Annotated in this window: 18 protein-coding genes and 2 pseudogenes; 8 read left to right on the top strand and 12 right to left on the bottom strand. The window is 63.4% G+C overall.

The features are described from left to right. The 5 genes and pseudogenes from ACFU5V_RS40075 to gabT all read right to left on the bottom strand — a co-directional run. Positions 1-284 (bottom strand): annotated as a pseudogene (locus ACFU5V_RS40075) (acetyl-CoA C-acyltransferase); the annotation flags it as partial. Between the two features lie 282 nt (positions 285-566). After that, positions 567-1,136, bottom strand: coding sequence for an HD domain-containing protein (locus ACFU5V_RS40070; protein ID WP_378706578.1), 570 nt, complete (start codon positions 1,134-1,136; stop codon positions 567-569). 213 nt (positions 1,137-1,349) lie between these two features. Next, positions 1,350-2,816, bottom strand: coding sequence for an aldehyde dehydrogenase family protein (locus ACFU5V_RS40065; protein ID WP_378706576.1), 1,467 nt, complete (start codon positions 2,814-2,816; stop codon positions 1,350-1,352). Between the two features lie 54 nt (positions 2,817-2,870). Then, positions 2,871-4,064, bottom strand: coding sequence for an acyl-CoA dehydrogenase family protein (locus ACFU5V_RS40060; RefSeq protein ID WP_378706574.1), 1,194 nt, complete (start codon positions 4,062-4,064; stop codon positions 2,871-2,873). Positions 4,065-4,094: 30 nt separating this feature from the next. Next, complete coding sequence (gabT, locus tag ACFU5V_RS40055; protein WP_378706572.1) at positions 4,095-5,453, bottom strand: 4-aminobutyrate--2-oxoglutarate transaminase; 1,359 nt, start codon at positions 5,451-5,453, stop codon at positions 4,095-4,097. Positions 5,454-5,620: 167 nt separating this feature from the next. On the opposite strand from gabT, the gene ACFU5V_RS40050 reads away from it, so the two are divergent. The 5 genes and pseudogenes from ACFU5V_RS40050 to ACFU5V_RS40030 all read left to right on the top strand — a co-directional run bounded on the left by ACFU5V_RS40050 (position 5,621) and on the right by ACFU5V_RS40030 (position 10,613). Next, entirely contained in the window at positions 5,621-8,815 is a 3,195-nt protein-coding gene (locus ACFU5V_RS40050; protein ID WP_378706570.1) for an NAD-glutamate dehydrogenase domain-containing protein, read from the top strand. Continuing rightward, positions 8,808-9,899, top strand: a complete 1,092-nt coding sequence (locus ACFU5V_RS40045) for an isocitrate/isopropylmalate dehydrogenase family protein (RefSeq protein ID WP_378706568.1) — start codon at positions 8,808-8,810, stop codon at positions 9,897-9,899. Before ACFU5V_RS40050 ends, ACFU5V_RS40045 begins: the two co-directional genes overlap by 8 nt. After that, positions 9,896-10,273, top strand: a pseudogene (locus ACFU5V_RS40040) (3-hydroxyacyl-CoA dehydrogenase NAD-binding domain-containing protein); the annotation flags it as partial. The gene ACFU5V_RS40045 and the pseudogene ACFU5V_RS40040, both read left to right, overlap by 4 nt. A gap of 27 nt (positions 10,274-10,300) precedes the next feature. Further along, a complete protein-coding gene (locus tag ACFU5V_RS40035) occupies positions 10,301-10,525 on the top strand; it encodes a 3-hydroxyacyl-CoA dehydrogenase family protein (protein WP_378706582.1) in 225 nt (74 codons plus the stop codon). 28 nt (positions 10,526-10,553) lie between these two features. Beyond that, entirely contained in the window at positions 10,554-10,613 is a 60-nt protein-coding gene (locus ACFU5V_RS40030; protein ID WP_378706581.1) for a hypothetical protein, read from the top strand. Positions 10,614-11,479: 866 nt separating this feature from the next. On the opposite strand, the gene ACFU5V_RS40025 is transcribed toward ACFU5V_RS40030, so the two are convergent. The 4 genes from ACFU5V_RS40025 to speB form a co-directional block, all read right to left on the bottom strand. Then, on the bottom strand, positions 11,480-12,349 hold the full coding sequence (locus tag ACFU5V_RS40025) for an NAD(P)-dependent oxidoreductase (RefSeq protein WP_378706566.1): 870 nt from the start codon (positions 12,347-12,349) through the stop codon (positions 11,480-11,482). Positions 12,350-12,485: 136 nt separating this feature from the next. Then, positions 12,486-13,271 carry a class II aldolase/adducin family protein gene (locus ACFU5V_RS40020; RefSeq protein WP_378706564.1) on the bottom strand — a complete coding sequence of 262 codons (786 nt, stop codon included), beginning with the start codon at positions 13,269-13,271 and terminating at the stop codon, positions 12,486-12,488. Positions 13,272-13,458: 187 nt separating this feature from the next. Then, positions 13,459-14,967, bottom strand: a complete 1,509-nt coding sequence (locus ACFU5V_RS40015; protein WP_378706562.1) for a sodium:solute symporter — start codon at positions 14,965-14,967, stop codon at positions 13,459-13,461. Between the two features lie 336 nt (positions 14,968-15,303). Then, positions 15,304-16,221, bottom strand: coding sequence for an agmatinase (gene speB, locus ACFU5V_RS40010; protein WP_378706580.1), 918 nt, complete (start codon positions 16,219-16,221; stop codon positions 15,304-15,306). A gap of 482 nt (positions 16,222-16,703) precedes the next feature. Here speB and ACFU5V_RS40005 point away from each other — a divergent pair, with 482 nt between their 5' ends. Further along, entirely contained in the window at positions 16,704-17,303 is a 600-nt protein-coding gene (locus ACFU5V_RS40005) for a helix-turn-helix domain-containing protein (protein ID WP_378706560.1), read from the top strand. A 191-nt stretch (positions 17,304-17,494) separates the two neighbouring features. Here ACFU5V_RS40005 and ACFU5V_RS40000 read toward each other — a convergent pair whose 3' ends face one another. Beyond that, on the bottom strand, positions 17,495-19,045 hold the full coding sequence (locus ACFU5V_RS40000; RefSeq protein WP_378706558.1) for a PucR family transcriptional regulator: 1,551 nt from the start codon (positions 19,043-19,045) through the stop codon (positions 17,495-17,497). A gap of 455 nt (positions 19,046-19,500) precedes the next feature. Here ACFU5V_RS40000 and ACFU5V_RS39995 point away from each other — a divergent pair, with 455 nt between their 5' ends. Both ACFU5V_RS39995 and ACFU5V_RS39990 read left to right on the top strand, forming a co-directional pair. After that, the gene (locus tag ACFU5V_RS39995) at positions 19,501-20,751 is read left to right on the top strand and encodes a PucR family transcriptional regulator (protein WP_378706556.1); all 1,251 of its coding nucleotides are present in this window, start codon (positions 19,501-19,503) and stop codon (positions 20,749-20,751) included. 35 nt (positions 20,752-20,786) lie between these two features. Next, a complete protein-coding gene (locus tag ACFU5V_RS39990) occupies positions 20,787-20,987 on the top strand; it encodes a hypothetical protein (protein WP_378706554.1) in 201 nt (66 codons plus the stop codon). 150 nt (positions 20,988-21,137) lie between these two features. On the opposite strand, the gene ACFU5V_RS39985 is transcribed toward ACFU5V_RS39990, so the two are convergent. Together ACFU5V_RS39985 and ACFU5V_RS39980 are read right to left on the bottom strand one after the other, a co-directional pair. Beyond that, a complete protein-coding gene (locus tag ACFU5V_RS39985; RefSeq protein WP_378706552.1) occupies positions 21,138-22,118 on the bottom strand; it encodes a HoxN/HupN/NixA family nickel/cobalt transporter in 981 nt (326 codons plus the stop codon). Between the two features lie 329 nt (positions 22,119-22,447). Beyond that, a complete protein-coding gene (locus ACFU5V_RS39980) occupies positions 22,448-23,170 on the bottom strand; it encodes a fumarylacetoacetate hydrolase family protein (protein ID WP_378706550.1) in 723 nt (240 codons plus the stop codon). Between the last annotated feature and the right edge of the window lie 26 nt (positions 23,171-23,196).

Below are 23,196 nucleotides of genomic sequence, written 5' to 3'. Positions count from 1 at the left end.
AGACCGGACAGGCACACCTTGTTGACGGTCACGGCGGGCACCGACATCGGGATGCCCGCGGCGACCGCGGCCTGCCGGGCCGGGATCTGACCGGCACCGGCAGTGAGGACCTGCCCCATGATCACGTACTCCACCAGTTCCGGTGCCACCCCGGCCTTGTCGAGGGCGCCCCTGATGGCGATGCCGCCGAGATCGGATCCGGAGAGGGTGGCGAGCGAACCCGTCAGCCGGCCGACGGGGGTCCGGGCCCCGGCGACGATGACGGACCTGGTGCGTGCAGTCATGGGAATGTCCTTGGTGTCGTGTCGAATGTCGGTCAGACGAGCGCGGATTCGCGGATCCCAAGATGTCCGGTCGGAGTGCTCTGGTGGTTCACCCTGCCGGTTGGAGCCTAGGTCGTGTATATCCGCGTTTCGTCGATCATGGGTGGCGTGGGCACAGACGACACGTCGAGTTCGCCGGAGTCATGTCCGGACCTGCCCGCTGTGCAGTTCGCGATGGTGGGTGTGTGAAGATCTTCGATCCGAGAGAGGGACTGCTCCTTCGGACGGCGGCCGCCGGCGGGGTCAGAGATGGTCGTTGGTTGCGGCGAAGGGGGTTCGGCCGAAGACTCTCTTGACCATAGGTTCGAAATGTTCGAGTGGCAGCGTTGGGTAGTCGGGATCGAAGGATGGACAGTCCCAGTCTCGGCAGAACCTTTCGCAGTCGTCGAACCAGGGGTGGTCTCGGAACCGTTCTCGTTCGTCTGGGTTGAGGTCGAGGTGGTCCCAGTAGTACTTGCCTTGAAAGATGTCGTGCTGCTGGATGATCCAATGTGTCTTTCGCGAGACGTACGGTTTGAGGATAGATGCGGCGAATTCGGCGTGGTCATAGAGCGCCAGCTCATCGCCGATGTCGTGCACGAGTGCGGCGACGATCATTTCCTCGTCGGCTCCATCGCGTTCGGCCCGTGACGCGGCCTGGAGGCAGTGCTCGAGACGACTAACCTGATACGGCTGATTGTCACCGCCCATCCTCGTCAGCATTTCCAATACCCGGGCCGGGAGTTCACATTGGTGTTCGTCATCGTATTGGGCGATGACTTGCCAATCCTGTCGAGTGCTCTCGTCGATGCGGGTGAACTGAGCCTTCTCCATTTCGGGGTCCTTTCGTCGACGTTCCAGGGCGCCCCGGACGCCTGCCTCACCTGTGTGGCGGCCACGGCACGTGTCGGTCGTTGTGGTCGGCGATGGGAGCGTGATGTGCTCCCACAACGACGCCGTTCCACAGCGCGGATTCGCGGGACATCCGGCCGGACGTGCGTTGGAGCCGAGGCGGTGTACACCCGCTTCCGCCGAGCGTGGCCGGGGTCAGATCCGGGCTTGTCCTCCCCTCAGGTACACGGTGGTGGTGTGGGTGAAGAATTCCCGGGCCGAGCGGCCCTGCTCCTTCGGACCGTATCCGCTCTTCTTCGCGCCGCCGAATGGGACGTGCGGGTCCGCGCCGGCGGATTCGGAGTTGATGTGCAGGATGCCGACATCGATGTCGTCGATGGCGTCCAGTGTGCGGGTGAGGTCCTGAGTGAAGATGGCGGCGGAGAGCCCGAATTCGCTGTCGTTCGCCAGGCCGAAGGCGTCCTCGACGGTGCGTGCTCGCCGGACCGCCAGGACGGGGCCGAACAGTTCCTCACGCCAGACATCGGGGGCCTGCGAGGGTAGTTCGAGGATCGTCGGCGGGACGAAATACCCTGTTGCCAAAGCTCCCTCAGAGTAGTCGTGGCTACCGGCGACGGGGCGCGCCCCCTGCTCGAGGGCACGCTCGATCCCGGCCCGGATCGAGGTGCGGGCGGCGGCGTCGACCACCGGTCCCATCTCGGTGCCGTCCTGAACGGGATTTCCGACGTTCATCGCGTCGGCGCGTTTGCCGAGTTCGGCGAGGAAGTCCTCGGCGATGTCGTCGGTGACGATCAGCCGGGAGGTCGCGGTGCACTTCTGCCCGGTCGAGCGGAAGGCGCCGAACATCACCTGCTCGGCGGCCAGCTCGAGGTCGGCGTCGCCGAGGACGACGGCGGCGTTCTTGCCGCCCATCTCCGCCTGCACCGGGACCCCGCGGGCGGCGCCGGCCGCGGCGATCCTGCGGCCGACCCCGGTGGAGCCGGTGAACGTGATCGCGTCGATGCCGGGATGTTCGACGAGACCGTTGCCGACGGTCCGGTCACCGATCACCAGGTTCAGCACACCACTGGGCAGGCCCGCGTCGGTGAGCGCCTGGGCCAGGCGCAGCGCCAGCAGCGGCACGGTGCTGGCCGGTTTCCAGACCACGGTGTTGCCGTAGGTCAGGGCCGGGGCGATCTTCCACGCCGGGATGGCGATCGGAAAGTTGAAGGGGGTGATCACACCGACCACGCCGATGGGTTTGCGGGTGACCAGGATGCGTTCACCTCGTCGCGGCGAGGAGAACACCTCGCCGGCGTCACGGTCGGCGTCGTTGCCGTAGTAACGAAGGATCTGGGCCGCGCGCAGTACCTCGCCGATGCCTTCAGGTTTCGTCTTGCCCTCTTCGCGGGCGAGTTCGGTGCCCCACTCCTGGGCGGCGTTCTCCACGATTCCCGCGGCCCGGACGAGGATCGCGCCCCGCTCGTGCGCCGGGGTGCGCGCCCACTCTCGCTTGACTCGTTGCGCTGCCGTAACGGCGCCGTCGAGTGCCGCAGTGTCGGCCAGTCGCCCCTGGGCGACGACGACGTCCGGCTCGGCCGGACTGGTGCTGACGAGGATGTCGCCGGCGCCGGCGAGCCATTGTCCGTCGACGAGATGGCGCAGGTGCGCGGGTGTGGTCATGTCGGGTTCACCTCTGGGTACGGGGGGTTGTCTTGACGAGAGTGGGCGGGCTGGTCAGCGGAAGGCTGCTTGCCCGGTGAGGGCCTTGCCGATTGAGAGCATGTGCATCTCGCTGGTGCCCTCGTAGGTGAGGACAGACTCGAGGTTGTTGGCGTGCCGCAGCGGCGGGTATTCGAGGGTGATGCCGCTGCCGCCGAGCACCGTGCGGCACTCGCGGGCGATGGCGAGGGACTCGCGGACGTTGTTGAGCTTGCCGAGGCTGATCTGCTCCGGCAGCACCCCGCCGCTGTCCTTCATCCGGCCCAGGTGCAGTGCCAGCAACAGGCCCTTGCCGAGCTCGAGGGTCATGTTGGCGAACTTCTCCTGGGTGAGCTGGAAGCCCGAGAGCGGCTTGTCGAACACCTCGCGGGATCCGGCGTAGTCGATCGCGGCTTCGAGGCTGTCCCGGGCCGCACCGAGGGCCCCGAAGGCGATTCCGAAGCGAGCCTCGTTCAGGCACGACAGCGGTGCCCTCAGGCCGCGGGCCTCGGGCAGCTGCGCGGACTCGGGAAGGCGCACGTTGTCAAGCACGAGTTCGGAGGTCACCGAGGCGCGCAGCGACAGCTTCTTGTGAATGGTGTTGGCGGTGAACCCCTTCGTGTCGGTCGGCACCAGAAATCCGCGCACCCCCTCATCGGTCTGCGCCCAGATCGTGGCGACGTCGGCGAGGCCGCCGTTGGTGATCCACATCTTGGTGCCGTTGAGCACCCAGTCGCCGCCCTCGCGGCGGGCCCGGGTGCGCATGCCGGCGGGGTTGGAGCCGAAGTCGGGCTCGGTCAGACCGAAGCACCCGATCGCCTCACCGGCGGCCAGGCGCGGTAGCCACTCCTGCTTCTGTTCCTCTGAGCCGTAGCGGTAGATCGAAAACATCGACAGCGAGCCCTGCACCGAGACGAAGCTGCGGAAGCCGCTGTCCCCGGCTTCGAGTTCGAGGCAGGCGAGACCGTAGCTGACGGCATTGGTTCCGGCGCAGCCGTATCCGTCCAGGTGCATGCCCAGCACACCGAGTTGCCCGAACTCCTTGGCCAGCTCCTTCGGCAGCGTGGCGGATTCGTACCAGTCTTCGACATTCGGCTTGAGACGGGTGTCGACGAACTTGCGCACGGTGGCGGCGATGTCGCGTTCGTCCTCGTCGAGGAGGTGGTCGGTGCCGAACAGCTCGAGGGGACGCAGCGGGCCGGTCTTCCGGGGCGCAGTCAAGGTGGTCATGAGGGCGGTCCTTCTTCGCGTGTGGGGCTGTTACAGCGCGGCGAATGCTTCGCGGAGGACCGAGAAGCCTTCCACCAGGAGTTCGTCCGAGATCGACAGCGGGGGCAGGAAGCGCAGGACGTTGCCGAAGGTGCCCGCGGTCAGGGTCAGGACACCGTGGGCGAGGCAGTAGCGGTTCAGTTCGGCGACAGCCTCGCGGTTGGGGGTCTTGGTGCCGGGGTGGACGAGTTCGATCGCCACCATGGCGCCGCGGCCGCGGATGTCTCCGATGATGTCGGTGGTGGCGGCGATGTCGCGCAGTTCGCGGAACATGATGTCGCCGATGGTCTGTGCCCGCTCGAGCAGGCCGTCGTCCTCAATGGTCTCGAACACGCCGAGCGCCGCTTCGCAGGCGGCGGGGTTGCCGCTGTAGGTGCCGCCGATCCCGCCGGCGTGCGCGGTGTCCATGATGTCGGCGCGACCGGTGACCGCGGCGAGCGGCATCCCGCCGGCCAGCCCCTTCGCGGTCACGATCAGATCCGGCACGACGCCCTCGTGCTCGGAGGCGAACCAGCTGCCGGTGCGGGCGATGCCGGCCTGCACCTCGTCGGCGACGAACACGATGCCCCGGTCCCGGCAGAAGTCGGCGATCCGCCGCAAAAACCCCTCGGCCGGGACGATGAACCCGCCCTCACCCTGGATCGGTTCGACCACGACGCAGGCCACCGCGTCCGCGCCGATCTGCGAATCCACCAACATCTCGAACTGGGCGAACGCCTCGTCGGCCGCGTTCTCGGCGCCGCTCGGCCACCGGTACGGGTACGCCATCGGGGCGCGGTACACCTCGGGGGCGAAGGGACCGAAGGTGCTCTTGTACGGCTGGTTCTTCGCCGTCATCGTCATCGTCATCAGCGTGCGTCCGTGGAAGGCGTGATCGAAGGCGACCACCGCCGGCCGGCCGGTGGCGGCCCGCGCGTACTTGACGGCGTTCTCCACCGCCTCGCTGCCGGTGTTGAACAGCGCGGTCCGCTTCTCGTGATCGCCGGGGGTGAGCCGGTTGAGCACCTCGGCCACCGCGATGTACGGCTCGTACGGGGTGGCGAGGAAACAGGTGTGCGTGTACTTCGCCAGCTGCCGAGACGCCCGCTCGACCACCCGCGGGGCAGCATTGCCGACGGTGGTCACGGCGATACCGCTGCCGAAGTCGATGAACGAGTTGCCGTCGACGTCGACGAGGACTCCTCCACCGGCGGCCGCGGTGTAGATCCCCGCGCCACTGGTCAACCCCGCCGGAAGTGCGGCGGATCGGCGGGCAGCGAGTTCCCGGGAGCGGGGTCCGGGTACCTCGGTGACGATGCGGCGTACCTGCTCGAGCTGCGGTCCGCCGACGGGTGTGTGCACAGCAGTCATGTCGTGTCCTCCAGTCGGTTTACCGAAGACTGTATGAGCCACATCACCCAAACCGATATGGCCGAGTTGTACATATCAAGCGCTTATCATCGCCGATCCGGACGATTAGTTTGCGGCTGTGATCGCGCACACTTACTGCGGCATCGAATCGTTGGAAGGAACTAGTGATGAGCACCAAGGTGGCACCAATGGATCACATGGTCACACCGTTGGCCTCGGGTGTCGACGAGGCGATTGCGCGTCTGCTCCTCACCCATCGCGTGGGCGACGTGATTCCCCGAATGATCTTTTTGAGCGATGGATCCGCAGAACTGGTGGAAGCGGTCATGCTATGGCCGTCAGGTCGCCCACTTCTTGCGGACGTGACCAACATCTTCGAACATTTCGGGCTGCGGGTTGCCGATCGAGAAGACCTGCCGTTGCCGGCGCAAATTCCGGCCAGCGCCGCGCTCCACAAATTCACGTTCCAAACTCCACGGGTCTGGCGTAGTGAATCGTTGGGGCTGGTGTCCGAGGCGTTCGAAGCACACGCACTGCACGGATTCGAGATCGACGACTACGCGAAACTGATCGGCGCGGCCGGATTGTCCTGGCGTGAAGTTGTACTCGTGCGCGCGGTGTGCCGGTTCGTCCGGCAAGCGGGGTTGGGGCGTTCGGAGAGCTATGTCATCGAGACTCTGTTGCGGAATACCACATTCGCGGATGCACTCGTACGCTACTTCGAGGTCCGGTTCGACCCGGATCTACCGGGCCGCGATGTCGATGGTGCCTTTATGGTAGTGAAAGAACGCCTCGATGCCACCTCCACTGTGGACGAGGACCGAATATTACGGTCACTGGAGTCCTTCGTCACTGCATGCGTGCGAACCAACTGGTACCAACTCGATGACCAGGGGAAGACCAAGCCCTACGCCGCGTTCAAGCTCGATTCGAGCAAACTGGTTCAGACCGGGCCCGTCGTTCCTTATCGAGAGATCTATGTCTACGCCGACGCGGTGGAGGGAATTCACGTTCGCAGCGGTGCGGTTGCACGAGGCGGGCTGAGGTTCTCCGATCGACCCGAGGATTACCGCACCGAGGTGCTCAGTCTCATGAAGACACAGACGGTGAAGAACTCGCCGATCGTGCCCGTCGGCGCGAAAGGCGCCTTCGTGCGCAAGAGCACGGATATCACTGTGGCAGAAGCATACACAATCTTTATTCGAGGTTTGCTCGACGTGACGGACAACCTCATCGGTGATGTCTCCGTCCCGCCGGCCAGGACCATTACCTACGACAGGCCAGACACTTACCTTGTGGTTGCCGCCGACAAGGGCACTGCCTCGTTTTCGGACCTCGCGAACTCGATCGCTGTCGAGGTTGGCTACTGGCTCGGCGATGCGTTCGCATCAGGTGGCTCGAGCGGATACGACCACAAGGCAATGGGGATCACCGCTCGCGGTGCCTGGGTATCGGTGCGCCGGCACTTCGAGGAACTCGGCCTGAACATCGACACCGACCCCTTCACCGTGGTGGGGATCGGTGACATGTCCGGCGACGTGTTCGGAAACGGGATGCTGCTGTCCCGTTCGATCAAACTCGTCGCGGCGTTCGATCACCGGCACATCTTCATCGACCCGGATCCCGACCCGGACCTGTCGTACGCCGAGCGACGCCGCCTGTTCGAGGTGACAGGATCGAGCTGGGACTCTTACGATCGCACCGTCTTGTCCGATGGCGCCGGGATTTGGTCGCGGTCGGCCAAGAGAATCTCGCTGTCTTCTCAGGCGCAGTCCGCTTTGGGTATCGATCGAAGGCTGATATCACCGGACGACCTGATCAAGGCGATCCTCACCGCGCGTGTGGATCTGCTGTGGAATGGCGGCATCGGCACGTACGTCAAGGCCAGCGCAGAAGGTCACGCAGATGCGGCAGATCCGGTCAACGATGCGGTTCGGGTGGACGCAAGTCAGTTGCGGTGCTCGGTGATCGGAGAGGGCGGCAACCTGGGGCTGACCCAGCGTGCGAGAATCGAGTACGCGATCGCGGGAGGCCGCATCAACGCGGATTTCATCGACAACGCGGCGGGGGTGGCTACCTCGGACTTGGAGGTCAACCTCAAGATCGCACTCGACGTGGCCGAACGCCGCGGCCATATCGGCCACTCGCAGCGCAACATGATGCTCGCCGAGGCCACTGCCGACGTTGCCGAGTCGGTTCTCCGGAACAGCGAGAGTCAAGTCCTGGCCATCAGCCTGGCTGCATCGCAAGCACCCATGCTGTTGAACCGTCACGAGCGACTAATTGGCAACCTCGAACACCACAGTGGGATCAAGCGCGCATCCGAATTCCTCCCGACGGAAAAGGAACTCGTATCGAGGACTCAGGCTGGTCTCGGGCTCACCCGGCCGGAGATCGCTGTTCTGCTGGCGCAGTCGAAGAACATCGTCCGAGATGAGCTCCTCGAATCGCGCATTCCTGAAGACGACGCCTTCGCCGGCGTGTTATCGACGTACTTCCCCGAGTCGGTCCGCGTTCAGCTGCCGGCAGAAACGACGGAGCATCACCTCAAACGCGAAATCATCGCCACCAAGGTCGCCGATGATCTGATCAATCATGTCGGTCCGGGACTGATCTACCAGCTCGAGGAGCGGCTCGGGGTGAAGACTCCAGCCGTTGCGGCCGCATATGCCGTGGTACGTGGCGTTTTCAACATCGACGAACTCTGGGAGGACGCACGTCGTCGCGCCAACGCGGGGATCAGCGAGGGATGGGCGTTGCTGCACGCCGTGCAGCACTTCATTGAGCACACCGCGTCGTGGATCCTGCGTCGGCGGACTGCGCCTTTGAACATTCTTGCGGAGATCGAGCGCTATCGACTCGGTGTCGCTGCTCTGCTAGGCGAACGCCCAACATTGTTGACGATCGACGACACTGACAACCATTTGCGCCACCTCGGTGAGGCCTTCGACCTGATCGAAACTGCACAGAACCGTGGATGCTCGGTGGAGATGGCCGCCGATATCCACAGCCGCACCGATGCGGCACTCGGGATGACCTGGTTGTGCGGGCATCTCGAGAACCACATCATGACGAACTGGTGGGACTCGATGGCGGCCGCGACGGTACGTGACGACCTTTCTGAGCGGCACCACGCTCTCGTCGGCGCGATCATCGATCTCGACTGCCACCCAGCCGAGGATCCTGTGCAGGTATGGCAGGAACGGTCCGCGGCCGCAATCAGTCGCTTCACCCGCATGACCTCCGAACTCCGACGTGATGGCGTCGTCGACGTCTCCCGCGCCTGCACCGCCAGTGCCGAACTGGCACTGCTGGTACGCAACACCCGAACATCGGGGGATGGGAGCTACGCCCATGGATAAGCCCACGCCGATCCGCATCGGCGTCCTCCACGGGGACGGCATCGGACCTGAGGTGGTGTCTGCGGCTGTCCAAACCGTCGATGCAGCTCTGGCCTCGCGATCGCATCCGGCGATCATCTGGGAGGCGTTGCCGATCGGCCACGAGGCGATCAGGCGGCACGGCAATCCCCTACCCACACAGACCCTCGACGGTCTCGATCGACTGGACGCGTGGGTTCTCGGACCGCACGACAGTGCGTCCTACCCGAACCGGTGGCGCACTCAGCTGCCACCCGGCGGTGCGATTCGAAAACGCTTCGATCTGTTTGCCAATATCCGACCTGCGCGCACACTCCCGACGGTCGAGGCACGGGCGGCGGGCATTGACCTCGTCGTGGTTCGCGAGAACACCGAAGGGTTCTACGCGGACAGGAACATGCACCTCGGTTCCGGAGAGTTCATGCCCACCCCTGATGTCGCGATGGCGGTCGCGGTGGTGACCCGACAGGCCTGCGAGAGAATCGCGCACGTCGCCTTTCGCCTCGCGCAGAGCCGCCGCAAGCGTGTGACTATCGCGCACAAGGCCAACGTGCTCGCACTTACCACCGGACTCTTCCGTGACGTGTGCCACGAGGTCGGCGCGCAATACCCGGATGTCGAAATCGAGGATCAACATATCGACGCTCTCGCAGCACTCATGGTCCGCCGGGGTGAGACGTTCGATGTCGTCCTCGCTGAGAACATGTTCGGAGATATCCTCTCCGACCTGACCGGAGAACTGGCGGGATCGATCGGAAACGCGCCATCCCTGAACACCTCGGACTCCAAAGCAATGGCCCAGGCGGCTCACGGTGCCGCCCCAGACATTGCTGGAACAGGAATCGCGAATCCCACCGCGATGATCCTCTCGACCGCAATGCTGTTGCGATGGTTGGGAGCGCGAGACGAACTCTCGACTCTCCACGCTGCTGCCGACGCGATCGACACTTCGGTCGAAGCCACCGTCGCGGCGGGGATTCGCACCCCCGACCTCGGCGGGAAAGCGTCCACCGCAGTCTTCGTCGCCGCCCTCATCGCCCAACTGACCACTGCGCGCTCAGCGTGAGTCCACGCCCATCCCTACACAGAAAGCTCTCCGCACCGGTGACCGACATCGACGATCCCGACGCGACCATCACAACCAGCGTGTTTGAACACGTTGCCGTCCTCGGCAATGGAATCATGGACGCCGAAATCGCGCAGGTCGTCGCAACAAAAGGTGCGGCGGTGACAGTGTGCGAACATGAGCGCTGCAGCACTCGACCGAGGACGAGATCGAGTACTCGTGGGCCTCGGACGGTCTCTCGACAAAGCGAACATCTCCGAGACGCGGTTGCCGCGCTCCGTTGAACCACCGACTTGGATGAGCTCCGCGACTGCGATCTGATCCTCGAGGCAGTGGCAGAGGTGGAGGATGTCAAGACTGAGCTGTTTCGAACACTCGACAAGATCGACTTCAAACGCGACGTGGTTGTTTGCTACGAACACCTCCTCCATCCCGATCATCAAATTCCCTACCTCCTCGAGGCAATCAGGACGGTCGAGATAGACGTCGCACCTGCCGCCATCGACGACGCAATGCGGCTGGGATGCGGGCATCCGGTCGGTCCTCTCGTACTGGCCGACCTGATCTGTCTCGATACCGTTGCCTCCATCTCGGCGACCCTCTACCCAAGAATTCGGAAAGGCTGATCATCTCCCGTCCGCCAACTTGCGCCGAATGATCGATGCCGGCCAGCCGGGACGAAAGTCGGGTTGCGGCTTCTACGACTACACCTGATCGGCACGCCGCACGACTCGACACGCACACTTTCATGCGCAGGCGCCCCACCCAGTTGCTCAGCGATCATCGGGTGCTCACCGCGCAGCACCTGCTGATCCACCGCGGAGCCGACCACGTCGCCCGGCACACTCCGGCTGCATAGAATCGCACCCGGTGCACACCCTCCAGAAGCCATTGAGTTCGACCGCGCCGTGGATCCGGTTCGGGAAGCCCGCTCCCGGTTAATCCGATACCCCTTCGCCGCCGCAGAGCGGTGAATCATCGAATTATGTTGCAGTCAATGCTATTTACTCACGCTCCCTGGACGCGGCGACCACGACTGAAACAGGATGTGGGTGGTACCGCGCGGTCGATTTCACTGCGAAGACTGTTCAGGCCGATCTGCTCGCCGGCTGTGCCCAGCAGATCAGCTCGACCACTGCGTACGAGGAGTCTGTCAACGTCGGTCCTTGGGTGCGGTCACTGGCCGACATGCACGACCAGTGCAGTCCGGCGAGCGCCGCCCCTTCCCCGAGGGGGCAAAGCACTGCTGGACTCTGGTGGCGTACTGAAACCATCGCCACGATCAACCGTGGCAAAGTAGGCACCAGGATTCGACCGCAAAGCCCACCACACCACAGGCGATCGCAGGTTCAGGACGTTCTTGACCTGCGTGGTAGGTGGTCAGGTTGGGTGTGGCGTGCCGCCGATCGGAGGAGTGGCGGCACGCCACATAATGTCAGTCAACTGTGAATGTCGGTTCGGATCGACTGACACACCCGTGAGGTGTTGCAAGGCCTTACGTTGAGACCGAGCAACTACAGACCCGCTGGTGAAACGCCATTGGTCCACCAGCAGGACAACTTGCGGACGGCTCCTACCGCTCACCCCGCCTTGATGACTCCGAACGGCTCGAACCCTGCAAGGACGGTCGCCAGCTGCTCCGCGATCACCTGGAACGGTCGTTGCACCGATTCGGAAGAGAGCCAAGCTGCATGGGGCGTGATCACCATATTCGGCACCGCTAGAAGGGGATCGTGTGGTTCCGGCGGTTCCTGAGGGAGAACATCTAACGCCGCACCCCCCAGATGTCCCGAGTTGAGTGCTTGTACGAGAGCGCGGTGGTCGATCAGCGTCGGACGCGCGGTGTTGACCACAAGAGCGCCCGGCCGCATCTGCGCGATTGCGGATGCATCGAGCATGTGGGTGTTCTCGGATGATGCAGGTGAGTGCAGACTCACCACATCGACTGTCCGGAGAAGTGCGTCGAGGGATTCGCAGAACTGGATCTCACCCGGCTGCGACACCACGCTTGCACTGTAGACCGATACCTGCATCCTCAGCGCCAGCGCACGCTCGGCTACTGCCCGAGCGATCCTGCCGTACCCGACCAAACCGACGCGGGTACCCGCAATTCGTGCGGGTGTCGACGGTTGTTCGCGCCAGCGGCCTTCATGAACGCCCCGGTCGTATTGCGTGATCTGCCGCAGAAGGCCGAGTATGTGGGCGATGGTGTGATCGGCAACTTCTTCGGTGCAGTAGTCGGCCACGTGGGTTGCCCAGATTCCGGCAGCGGCAATGGCAGTTACGTCGATGTGGTTGTACCCGGTCGAGGTGGCGGCGACCAGCGTGAGGTTCGGCAGGTCCGCGAGATGCGACGCGCCGAACTCGGCCGCCGGGCCGACGAACACGGCGACGACATCGCTGCCGCGGGGGATGGTCTCGGCGGCAATGACATCAACATCGACGCCCATGGTTCGAAGCGTGTGTTGGACAATGGCAGGGTCACCGTCCGGATCCACCAGGACTGCGACAGGATGGTCGATTGTGGCGGTTCGTTCAGATGCTGGAGAAGTGCAGTCCTGATTCATGGTTCTGAGATCGCCTAGGTCAGTTCTTGAACGACGGGTCGACGGTGTCGAGTAGCCGGAGCAGCGCCGCCCAAGCCAGGTCCAGTCCGATCTCGTCGGTGAAGTCGTCGGTGTGCGCTTCGCCGTTGAGCTGACGTGCGGTGTGTTCTGCCACCTCGTGGGTGGGGAGCTGAAGGGAACCGCCCTGTTGCGCGGCAATTTGGATCTGACATGCCTTCTCCAGGTAGAACATCCGTAGGAATGCCTCCGCGGGTGTCGTGCCGACTGTGAGAAGTCCGTGGTTTCGGAGGATCATGGCTGAGTTCGACCCGAGGTCGGCGACCAGGCGCGCTTGCTCATCCTTGTTGAGTGCGACACCTTCGTAGTCGTGGTATCCGATTCGGTTGTGGAATTCCATCGAGATCTGGTTTAGGGGCAGAAGCCCTGATCTCTGAGCTGCCACCGCGCAGCCTGCCTGGGTATGGGTGTGCAGGACACACTGAGCGTCTGCCCGTGCGGCATGAATTGCGCTGTGGATGACGAACCCGGCGGGATTGACGGGATGCGGAGACTCGGCGACCGCTTCGCCCGCGAGGTCGATCTTCACCAGACTCGAAGCCGTGATCTCGTGGAACAGCAGACCGTACGGGTTGATCAGGAAATGGTGGCCCTCGCCGGGAAGCCGTACCGAGACGTGGGTGAAGATCAGATCGGTCATCTTGAAATGTGCGAGCAGGCGGTATACCGCAGCGAGTTGCACACGCAGTGAGTGCTCGGTCTCATCGACGGATTCGACGGCCGTCGTTGCCTCGAACTGGGCAGTCATCGTTCTGTCCTTCCTACAGGGGCGGAGGTATGTGCGAAAGCGTCAATCACGTCGGCCAATCGATTCACCAGGTGTCACCGGGGTGTGGCTGCGAGGTAGAGAAGCCGCGGGGAGCCGTCCGGGTCACGGGTTGTCCTGGGATGGTGTGTCGATTCCGGCGCCAGCGGTGCCGTCGGGGCCGGAACGGTCAATCGTGAATTGTGACCGGTTCTTGTGCCGTAGTCACGTTGGTCTGTGCGGTCGAGCTGGCCGCGTCGGACGGCGTGCGGGTGTTCTCGATGCGTTGGTTCCACTGGTGCAACAAAGCAGCGTCGGTAGGTCGCGTGACGAGGCTTGCAATGACGAAGACGGCAGCGCTGACAGCGATTCCCACGAAGATCGGCTCATTGGCGTAGATGTCTCCGACATAGGCCATGACAGCCAGTGTCGAGACGGTACCGGCAATCGTTGCCGCGAGCGCACCCGTTCCGGTGGCACGTTTCCACACGAGCGCGCCGAGAATGGGGACAAGGAGTCCTCCAACGAGAATGTCGTACGCGATCGTCAATGCGGCGACGATGTCGTTGAGGACCGACGCGGTAGCGAGTACCAGTACTCCTGTGACGATGATGTAGATACGATCGTGCCGGATGGCGCGGGAGTCGTTCTCGTCATTGGTTTGCTTGCCGATCGCTGCCAGGATCGGACCGGCGATGTCCTTGCGCGCGACGGTGGCGGCGGCGATCAAGCCTCCACTCGAGGTCGACATGATTGCCGAGAGTGCCCCCGCAACAACAATGGCGGCGAGTGCCACGGGCAGGGTGTTGTTGACGATCTCGGTGAACACCTGGTCGCGGTCCGCGATGTCGGGCATGATCACCCGTGCGCCCATCCCGATCAGTGCGCCGGCCACCGAGTACAGCAGGCAGTACGTGCCCGCGGCCGCGCCCGACCATTTGGCGACCGACTCACTGCGAGCGGTGAACACGCGTTGCCAGATGTCCTGTCCGATGACCAGACCGAAGAAGTAGATGACGAAGTACGAGGTGATTGTTCCGCCACCGATCGTCCCGAACGAGAAGGAGGATTCGGGAAGGGCCGCCCGCATGCCCTCCCATCCTCCGGCCTTGATGAGCACGGCCGGGAGCAGCACCCCGAAGATGCCGACTGTCTTGATCAGGAACTGCACGAAATCTGTCAGCGAGATCGACCACATACCGCCGATGGAGGAGTAGAGGATGACGATTCCTCCACCGAGGATTGTTGCCAGCGTGCGATCGATATCGAACAGCACACTGAAAACCGCACCGTAGGCGATGGTGGAGGTGACAGCGATCATGAACGTGTATCCGAGCATGACGAGCGCGGAGAGGAAGCTTGCAGCTTTGCTGCCGAACCTCAACTCCATCATCTCACTGACGGTGTAGATACCGAGCCTGTTGATGCGGCCGGCGAACACCAGGCTCAACAGCAGCAAGCCGGTTCCGATGAAGAAGACCAGCCACATGCCGGAGATTCCGTACTCATAGCCGAGCCCGACACCGCCGACCGTGGACGCCCCACCGATGCAGATCGCGGCCATGGTGCCGGTGTAGAGAATTGGTCCCAGCCTGCGGCCGGCGACGAGGAAGTCCGATTGGTTCCGGACGCGAGTTTTCGCCCACCAGCCGATGCCCAGCATTCCGCCGATATAGAGGGCGATTATGGCGTATTCCATGTCTGCTCCTGTGCTTTCGTCGCTGTGGCTCTATCCGCCCGGGCGACGATCGAGTTCGCGCATTCACTGCCTCGCCGATGCGTGTGCATGGACAGTTGAGGGGTGGCAGTTCCCTGTAATTGTGCGGCACATCACTTTTCGTACGCATCTTCCATTTCGTACATGAACCGGTCGGACCTTGTACGAGACGTATAGTGCGGTCGCTGTGGGGTGGTTACGGCGCAGTGCCTGCGGAAAGCAGTTGGAGCAGAACAGACTCCGTTGTGGGAGTGCCTCACAGATGCAGTGGCCGGGCCGGCCATGGAAAGTTTGCTCAGGGCCGGCCCGGCGGGGGTCTTATGTGTGCTTCGGGTCGGTGGTTGCCCAGAGGCTGAGGAGTTCGTAGGCGATGTGGGCGGCGGCGAACCCGGTGATGTCGGCGTGGTCGTATGAGGGGCTGACTTCGACGACGTCGGCTCCGACGATGTTCAATCCTGCCAATGACCTTAGGAATGAGAGCAATTCTCGACTTGTCAGACCTCCCGGTTCGGGGGTTCCCGTACCGGGCGCGAAGGCGGGATCGAGAACGTCGATGTCGATGGACACATAGACGGGACGATCGCCGAGACGAGTTCGCATGGCCGTGATGACGTCGTGCAATCCGTTCCGTTCGATCTGCTCACAACGGGCAGCAACGAATCCCAGTGCCTTGTCGTTCTCGATGTCGGACATCCCGTAGAGGGGTCCGCGGACGCCGACATGGACGCATCCCTCGGGATCGAGCAGACCCTCTTCGGACGCTCGACGGAATGGGGATCCGTGGTGGTATTCGGATCCGAAATAGCCGTCCCAGGTGTCCAGGTGGGCGTCGAAGTGCAGGACGCTGATCTTCCCGTGTTTTGCTGCCAGTGCGCGCAACATGGGTAGAGCGATGGTGTGGTCGCCGCCGAGCACCAGCGTCCGGCGGGTGCGCTCGAGGCACCGCCGGGCGGTCGTCTCGATGGTGGCGATGGCCTCCTCGACGCTGAACGGGGTCACGGCGAGGTCCCCGAGATCGGCGGTTTGTGCGTAGTGGAAGGGTGCCACGTCGAGGTCCGCGTTGTAGGGCCTCAGCAGGCGGGAAGCGCTGCGGATGTGGCCGGGCCCGAATCGGGCGCCCGGCCGGTAGGTGACGCCGGAGTCGAATGGGATGCCCAAAACCGCGACCTCGTAGTCGGTGACCTCATCCGGTCGCGGAAGGCCCGCAAAGGTCGATGGCGACGAGAAGCGCGGCATGATGCTGAAATCGGTTTGGCCTGTCACGGATCCAACTCGTACTCGTGGCAGCGGGACAATGTCCTCAGCCGGCGCAGCTTGGGTCGCTGTCATCGTGAACTCCTTCGTGTCTGGTTCTGCTGGATGTCGTGGGCGCCTCGGCGCGCGTGAAGCCGCAATCGGAACAACTGCTGCGGCGATCGTTCGAAGTCGACCGGTCGCGCAGGGGGCCGCCCTACCGACGATTCGGCATGTCAGAGCAACCAACAGGATGGCTACCGATCGAACGATGTTTATCTATGTAAAACTTTTGTTTTATATAGCTTAGCTCAATGGGGGGTCCTGTCAAGATCGGGTCGCGGATCATGGCGCCGTACGCCCGGGGTGCCCCACGCCAGTGGACTGGGCTCCCCGGAGACGGCCCCGCTCCGTGCGATGGGCCGGAATCCGCCGACCCGAGGGGGAACTGCCAGTGGTCGGTGGCCGTCGCGCATACTGGGTCGATGCAGGTCAATCTCACAGACGGCGACGAATCCCAAGACGACGGGACCGGTAGCGGGCTACAGATCGGCCAACGTCTCCGGAGCGCACGCGAACAGCGCGGCCTGACCATCAGCCAGGTCGCGGAGTTCACCGGCCTGACCAAGGGGTTCATCTCGTTGGTCGAACGTGACAAGACATCCGCATCGGTCGCAACCCTGATGAAGATCTGCGATGCACTCACGCTCCAGATCACCGCCCTGTTCGAACCGCCCCGCACATTCCTCAGCCGCAGGACGGACAGGCGAAGTGCCAAGTTCGGCGGACACAAGGTGCACGACTACGTACTCACACCACCGACGGATGGCAGGATGCAGGTCCTGGAGACCTGCATCGAGCCCGGCGGCGGCAGCGATCCCGATCCCTACCGATTGCCGGTAGACGGGGAGTTTGTCGTGGTGCTGGAGGGTCTCCTGGAGGTGCACGTCGAGGACCAGATCTTTAACCTGGAAGTCGGTGATGCACTGAGCTTCTCAGCTCGAGACCAGCACCGTTGGCGCAATCCATCGGACACCGAGCGCGCACGAGTCATGTGGGTGTTGACGAAGGCAAGTGTGTTCTGAACAACGAGCGCATCTCTGTCGACGCGCTGCGCCGGGGCACTAACTTCGCATGCCGGACGTTCGCCCATTTTCGAGAAAACTGAGCCCGCCCGGCTCGCGGGGGTGGGACGCGCAAAGAGGCGGCGTATTCCATCGGGCCGTCGCAACAGACACGCAACCCGCCACGCCGCCGACCGACGATTGCGATTCCTTTAGTCCAGCATCCGAAGCAGTTCTCGTGCTTTCAGCGCGATCCACAGTTCCGCACGAATGTGCGCGGAGTCCAGGTCTCGATCGGTGAGCTCGACTATCTTCTTGAGGCGGTTCCGCATTGTGTGCCGGTGTACGCCGAGTGCGGCAGCCGCGACCTCCGTCTGACCGTTGTGTTCGAGAAATGCTTCGAGTGTCGCGACCAACGTGCTGGTGCTCCCGGGATGTGCGCTGTCGTAGGCGTCGAGCACTCCCAACATGGACTGCTCCAGTGCCCGGAGTTCGTCGCTGCTGTGACTGCCGAAGAGCAGCGAGAATGTTTCCAGCTCAGCGAAATTGACAAATTGCTTCGACTGCAGACGACTGACTCGCGCCGCGGTGCCGGCCTGCTTCACGCTCTGTGCGGCGCGAAGTATCGGTGCGGATACTCCACGGCCGGCTCCGATGGCACGCTGAAGCTGTGCGCCGAGCTGGTGGTGCAGTCGTACCGCGATCTCCGACCGGTCCGCGGGAAAAATCACCACGATCCCAGTCTCCATCGATGCCATCAAGTACGGTACGCCGACAGACCCCAGCACGTTCGCCGCCTGCCGCTCGGCCGTAAGGAGCGGACCGATGTCGGCGAACACGACCGCCACGACGGACGAGTCCGAATCAAATCCGAAATAGCGCAGGAGTCCGACGTCGAGATCCGCGCTCAGACTCAGCAACGCGCGCGTTACCGCGGCACGCAAACGGTGCTCTGCATCGACCACCTTCGCCGGCTTGCCGAGCTCGATCGAGATCAGCGAGACTGCGTGGGAGACCAACAGACGATCCGACGAGGACAGCGACCCCACCGAACGCACCGCCAAGAAACCACGTAAGTCCTCTGCGGCCGAGATGCTCTGCAACATGCAGTAGCCGTCCCCGTCGGCCACGACCTTACTCGTCTGCCGACGGCGGCCCACCGCCGCGCGAGCCGACTCCGTTGCCGAACGGGCGAGGTCCACGACCCGGGCGGAGTCGGTCCCGTGTTCGGCAAGGACCCGGCCGTCGGTATCGATGACGGCGACCGTCGAAAATACTGCCCGGGCAAGCGCGGAAATAACGGCAGGAATTCCGCCGCTCAAGGTTTCCCGAGCCAGTTTCTCCTGCTTACTGACGACCTCCTGGACCTCTCGGATCCGGTCCGCTGTCAACTCGTCAATGACCGCACGGGAGATTGCGATGAAGGGTGTCGAGGGAGGGACAGCCAGGATCGGCAATCCCAGGGCATCACCGGCCGCGCAGATTCCGTCGGGAACCCTGTCGAAGGTAGTACCGGTGTCGAAGGCGAGGGCGACGGTGCCTGCTTGAATCAAGGCTGAGACGTAGTCGAACTGCGATTCCGCACTTCCCCCGATCTTCAGACCGGTCGTCATGACCAGTTCGCCACCGGATAGCCAAGGTGTCGGGTCAGCGAGTTCGATGGGATGCGCCCACTCGATCACCCTGTCCGCCCCGTCGATGCCGGCGACGAGTGCAAGGCCGAGCCCGGGATGTTCTGCCAGTCTGCGTACCGTGATCGCCACGTTCCTCCTCGAAGTCCACCAACGCCATCAAGCACCTGGATCATCGTTCCAGAAGGCATGCGGTCAGAGGATACGTCGATCCCGGCGTGCCGACTCCACGGCGCTGGCGGGAGTTCGAACACATCCTCACCCTCTGCTGCAGTCAAATTCGTGCGGTTCGATGGGGTGGTCCTGTCTACTCGGCCACGACCGGGCGCGGGTACATGGCGCCCCGCAGGAACCTGGCCGCCACCCTCGCCACGGACATCCGGGTGCAATGACCGCGGAGCTTACCAATCCGAGGAAACTTTACTTTAGAAGTGGCGAGTCCCACACTTGGTTCCATGACTGCAGGAGGTGGTTCGCGAGCCGGGGGCACTGGTCCATCCGAGACACCCGGCGAATCGGCGGACAACCCTCTCAGTGCGTCAGCACCCGAGTACTCACTCACGGGACGATGTGAATGGCTGTACAGGTTGGAGGCGCAGGCCGACACCGATTTGAAGCCCGCATCGGATCCTGCCGTCGTCGAAGGGTGGATTCGGGCACTGGGCCGGGGACCCACCTCCTGGGTGGTCGAACTCGCTTACGAGACAGCACGACTTGTCGCGCAGAAGGAGCCCGAGCTCAGCGGAAGCGACGATGGATTCCAGACACTTCGTCTCGGCACAGAATCGGGAATCATGCAGATGTTGGAGGCGATCGTTTCGCCTGTAGGCGTCCATCCGTTCACCGCCCCCGAGGGCGCGTTGATCGGTGGGCGAGTCTGGGCTCGTCGCCGAATCCGACTCGACAGTGTGTTGCGGGCATTCCGCATTGGCCATTCGATCGTCTCCGATCGGTTGCTTAATGCAGTCGAAGGTTCTCCGCATATTCGTGATGAGGTCGCGCGTGCCGACGAGATGGCGCGTGTGTCCCGAGTTCTGTTCGAATACATCGATCATTTCTCCTCCGCGATGACCGAGGAGTACAACAATGAGCAGGTTGCTTGGCTCGGCAGTCAGGATGCGAAGAGACTGTCGTTGGTGGAGTCCGTTCTCGAAGGCGTTCAGATGGATTCAGCGGAAGCCTCGGCGGCACTCGGTTACGATTTGCGCCAGCGGCATCTAGCCCTCGTCTTGACTGCGGAGAGCCACCAAGTTGCGCAGGCACACAATCTTGCCCGGCTGGCGAAGGTGCTGGCGCAGTCCGTAGGCGATGGTGGAAACACCCTGGTGGTGCAGCCCGGACCGACGACCGCGTGGGCATGGACAAGCATCGCCGGCGACATGCCTACGGACCCGATTCCCGCCCCGACGGGTACTCGGGTGTCGCTGGGGTCCCCGGAGAGGGGGCAGGACGGATTCTGCGCTACGCATTTGCAAGCCATCAGCGCCGAAAGTATTGCGGTTCTCACCGACCGGCAAGTTGCCTATTATTCGGAAGTCGAGATCGGCGCACTGACGGTCGGCAATCTGGAGTTGGCCCGCCGTTTCATTTTTCGGGAGCTCGAGGGCGTGATGAGCGACGATGCAGCTGTACTCCGTTCGACCTTGTTGGCCTACCTCGAAGCGAGAGGCAGCGTGTCGCAAGCTGCTAGGGCACTGCTTGTGTCGAAGAACACCGTCACCTATCGGATTCACAACGCGGAAGCAGCGCTGGGTCACAGTGTCCGAGACCGAAGTTTCGAGCTTCTTCTCGCACTTAAAATGACCGAGGCGCTCGGTGCTTCAGTCTTCGAGCTGTAACGCCCCTACTTCAGTACACGTGCGCTCCTATGGGCGTGCCGGAGCAACTGGAATGCCCAACACTTTTCCTTAAAGACGGAATCCCCACGCTCAATTCGGCTGAGCTCAATCGCAACCTCGTCATCGAACCGATCGCTACCGGTTCAGTAGCGAGGAGCATTTTTCATGTGGCGAGCTTCTTCCAGCGTGTCAGCCGCGGCGAGTTGGCAGAAAAGCTCGCGAAGCGCTCGCCGTAGCGGATCCTCAGCCGAGGATAGCCGGTCGGCGACACCGAGGTGCGTTCGATTTTCCCTCGGGTATCCGGCCCAGCCCGGTCGTTGTTGTCGATCCCCGGCGAGCGGTGCGCGGGATAGTCGTACCCACAGCCGGCACCGGATCGGCACCGATCAGGAAGTCTTTTGCGAGAGAGGGTGACCGGGCTTCCATGCCAGGGCGGCTAGTCCCCACGCCACGAAGATGATTCCGATCAGCAGCAGGCCGGCATGGCCCAGGTCGATGGTCGCCAGCCAACTGGTGAGAGGATTGTGCAGATCGAGCCCATGGTGGAGTACACCGCCGATCGTGATCACCGAGATGAACAGTGCCGAGAATGCCGAGATGCCGGTGATCACGGTGTTGAAGCCGAGTTTGCGGGTCGGATCCTGCCAGGCCGAGCGGTACATCTTCAGGACCGCGAGGCCGTTGAGGGTGTCGCACAGGCACATGCCCGCAGCGAAGAAGAACGGCAACGACAGCAGCGTCCACCCGCTGACTCCGACCATCGAGGCCGAGGCGGTGAGGATGAGCAAGGAGATCGTGCTGGCGGTGTCGAAGCCCAACCCGAACAAGAAACCGAGAGTGTAGATGTGGCGGGGACTTCTCACCCGGGACAGGGGCTTGGCCAACACCCGGGAGACCAGCCCTCGAGTCTCCAGGTCCCCAGGGGAGAGTGATTGCCCCTGCTGCACCCGTCGTCGCAGCGACCACGAGCGGTGGCATGCTGCCGTGTTGTAGCCGCCCATGACCAGCAGAAACAGCCCCGACATCGTTCCACCGACTAGTCCCAGGGTGGTGTGGGCCGCAGTGCCGTCCTGGAGGAGGGAAGAGACGAAGCCTGCTCCTGCCACGACGAGGGTGCCCGCCACCATGACCACGCTGCTGTGACCCAGGCTGAAGGCCAGGCCGACGCTGGTGGGTTGCTTGCCCTGTGCCACGAACCGTCGAGTGGAATTGTCGATGGTGGCGATGTGGTCCCAGTCGTAGCTGTGTCGGACCCCGGTCAGGTAGGCGGTGGTCACCAGCCCGGCCGCAAGGGGCGCAGTGCCCTCGACGGCGCCCAGGCCCAGCAGCCCCAGGGCCAGGACATGCAGGGCCACTACGGTTCCCATGGTTGCTGCCGCGCGGACGCGAAGGGGCCACTCACTCCCCGGAACCGGATCCGGCACCGTGTCGGCTGCTCGTGAATGCACGGTCACTGTTCCTTTCAGTACTTCCGTAGGTTCAGGGTCGTGTGACCGAACCACCGGGTGCGCGGGTCGCTGACCACTACTCGGATCACCTCGTCAAACCGCCCGGGCAGATGCCCAGCACACGGAAGGCGAGCGCGGGCACTACGTGGTGTCGGCGGGCCGTCTCCCGTGCGGGGCTCGTCCACCTGTCGCGACCGATGTACGCAGACGCACTTCTCGTAGCGGAACGGCTCGCCGGTAGGCACCTGTCACTTCGGCTGCGCCCGGAAGGTGGTCTCGAGGCGCCCCAGACCGGCGATCTCGGTGGTCAACGTCTCACCCGCCCGGAGATAACGCTTCGGGTCCCTTCCGATTCCGACCCCGGCCGGTGTACCGGTAAAGATGAGATCACCTGGGAGCAGGGGCAGGATTCTCGACAGGTACGACACGAGTTCCGGAACGGTGAAAATCAACTCCCCGGTCCGACTACTCTGCAAGATCTCGTCACCGACCCGGCAACCGATAGCCAGATCATCGCGATCCTCGATCTCGTCCATCGTCACCAGTGCAGGACCGACGGGCGAGAACCCGGGCAACGACTTCCCGAGCGACCATTGGGCACTCGCGCCGCCGCGAGTCTGGACCTCACGCTCACTCAGATCCTGTCCAACCATCAGTCCCGCGACGTAGTCCCATGCGTCCGTTGCATCGACGTTGTGCGCGGTCTGCCCCATCACCACGACGAGTTCCGCCTCGTAGTCGACACTGGCCGAAGGCAAGGTGACCGTTGTCACCGGACCGGCGAGGGAGGTAACGAACTTGGTGAATACGACCGGATACTCCGGAGACGACAATCCCGTCTCGCGGGCATGATCGGCATAGTTGAGGCCGATAGCGAAAATCTGCCTCGGCTCCGGCACGGGTGCACCGAGGTCGCGTTCGTCGAAGGGCTCGGGCTCGGTGGTCGATTCGGACTCCGTTACGGCCTTCACGAAGCGATCCCAGTCTGCAAGGCATG

This window comes from Rhodococcus sp. NPDC057529 (assembly GCF_042802055.1).
Classification (GTDB): Bacteria; Actinomycetota; Actinomycetes; order Mycobacteriales; family Mycobacteriaceae; genus Rhodococcus_F.
Note: the sequence above shows the minus strand (reverse complement) of the source record. Positions and strands in the feature narration are given on the sequence as shown.

Coding starts and splice junctions, on each gene's coding strand:
- ACFU5V_RS39985 (WP_378706552.1), bottom strand. CDS start 22,118: ATGGGAACCGTAGTGGCCCTGCATGTCCTGGCCCTGGGGCTGCTGGGC.
- speB (WP_378706580.1), bottom strand. CDS start 16,221: ATGCCGCGCTTCTCGTCGCCATCGACCTTTGCGGGCCTTCCGCGACCG.
- gabT (WP_378706572.1), bottom strand. CDS start 5,453: ATGACTGCTGTGCACACACCCGTCGGCGGACCGCAGCTCGAGCAGGTA.
- ACFU5V_RS40050 (WP_378706570.1), top strand. CDS start 5,621: ATGAGCACCAAGGTGGCACCAATGGATCACATGGTCACACCGTTGGCC.
- ACFU5V_RS40025 (WP_378706566.1), bottom strand. CDS start 12,349: ATGGGCGTCGATGTTGATGTCATTGCCGCCGAGACCATCCCCCGCGGC.
- ACFU5V_RS40045 (WP_378706568.1), top strand. CDS start 8,808: ATGGATAAGCCCACGCCGATCCGCATCGGCGTCCTCCACGGGGACGGC.
- ACFU5V_RS40015 (WP_378706562.1), bottom strand. CDS start 14,967: ATGGAATACGCCATAATCGCCCTCTATATCGGCGGAATGCTGGGCATC.
- ACFU5V_RS40060 (WP_378706574.1), bottom strand. CDS start 4,064: ATGACCACCTTGACTGCGCCCCGGAAGACCGGCCCGCTGCGTCCCCTC.
- ACFU5V_RS40070 (WP_378706578.1), bottom strand. CDS start 1,136: ATGGAGAAGGCTCAGTTCACCCGCATCGACGAGAGCACTCGACAGGAT.
- ACFU5V_RS40020 (WP_378706564.1), bottom strand. CDS start 13,271: ATGACTGCCCAGTTCGAGGCAACGACGGCCGTCGAATCCGTCGATGAG.
- ACFU5V_RS40005 (WP_378706560.1), top strand. CDS start 16,704: ATGCAGGTCAATCTCACAGACGGCGACGAATCCCAAGACGACGGGACC.
- ACFU5V_RS40065 (WP_378706576.1), bottom strand. CDS start 2,816: ATGACCACACCCGCGCACCTGCGCCATCTCGTCGACGGACAATGGCTC.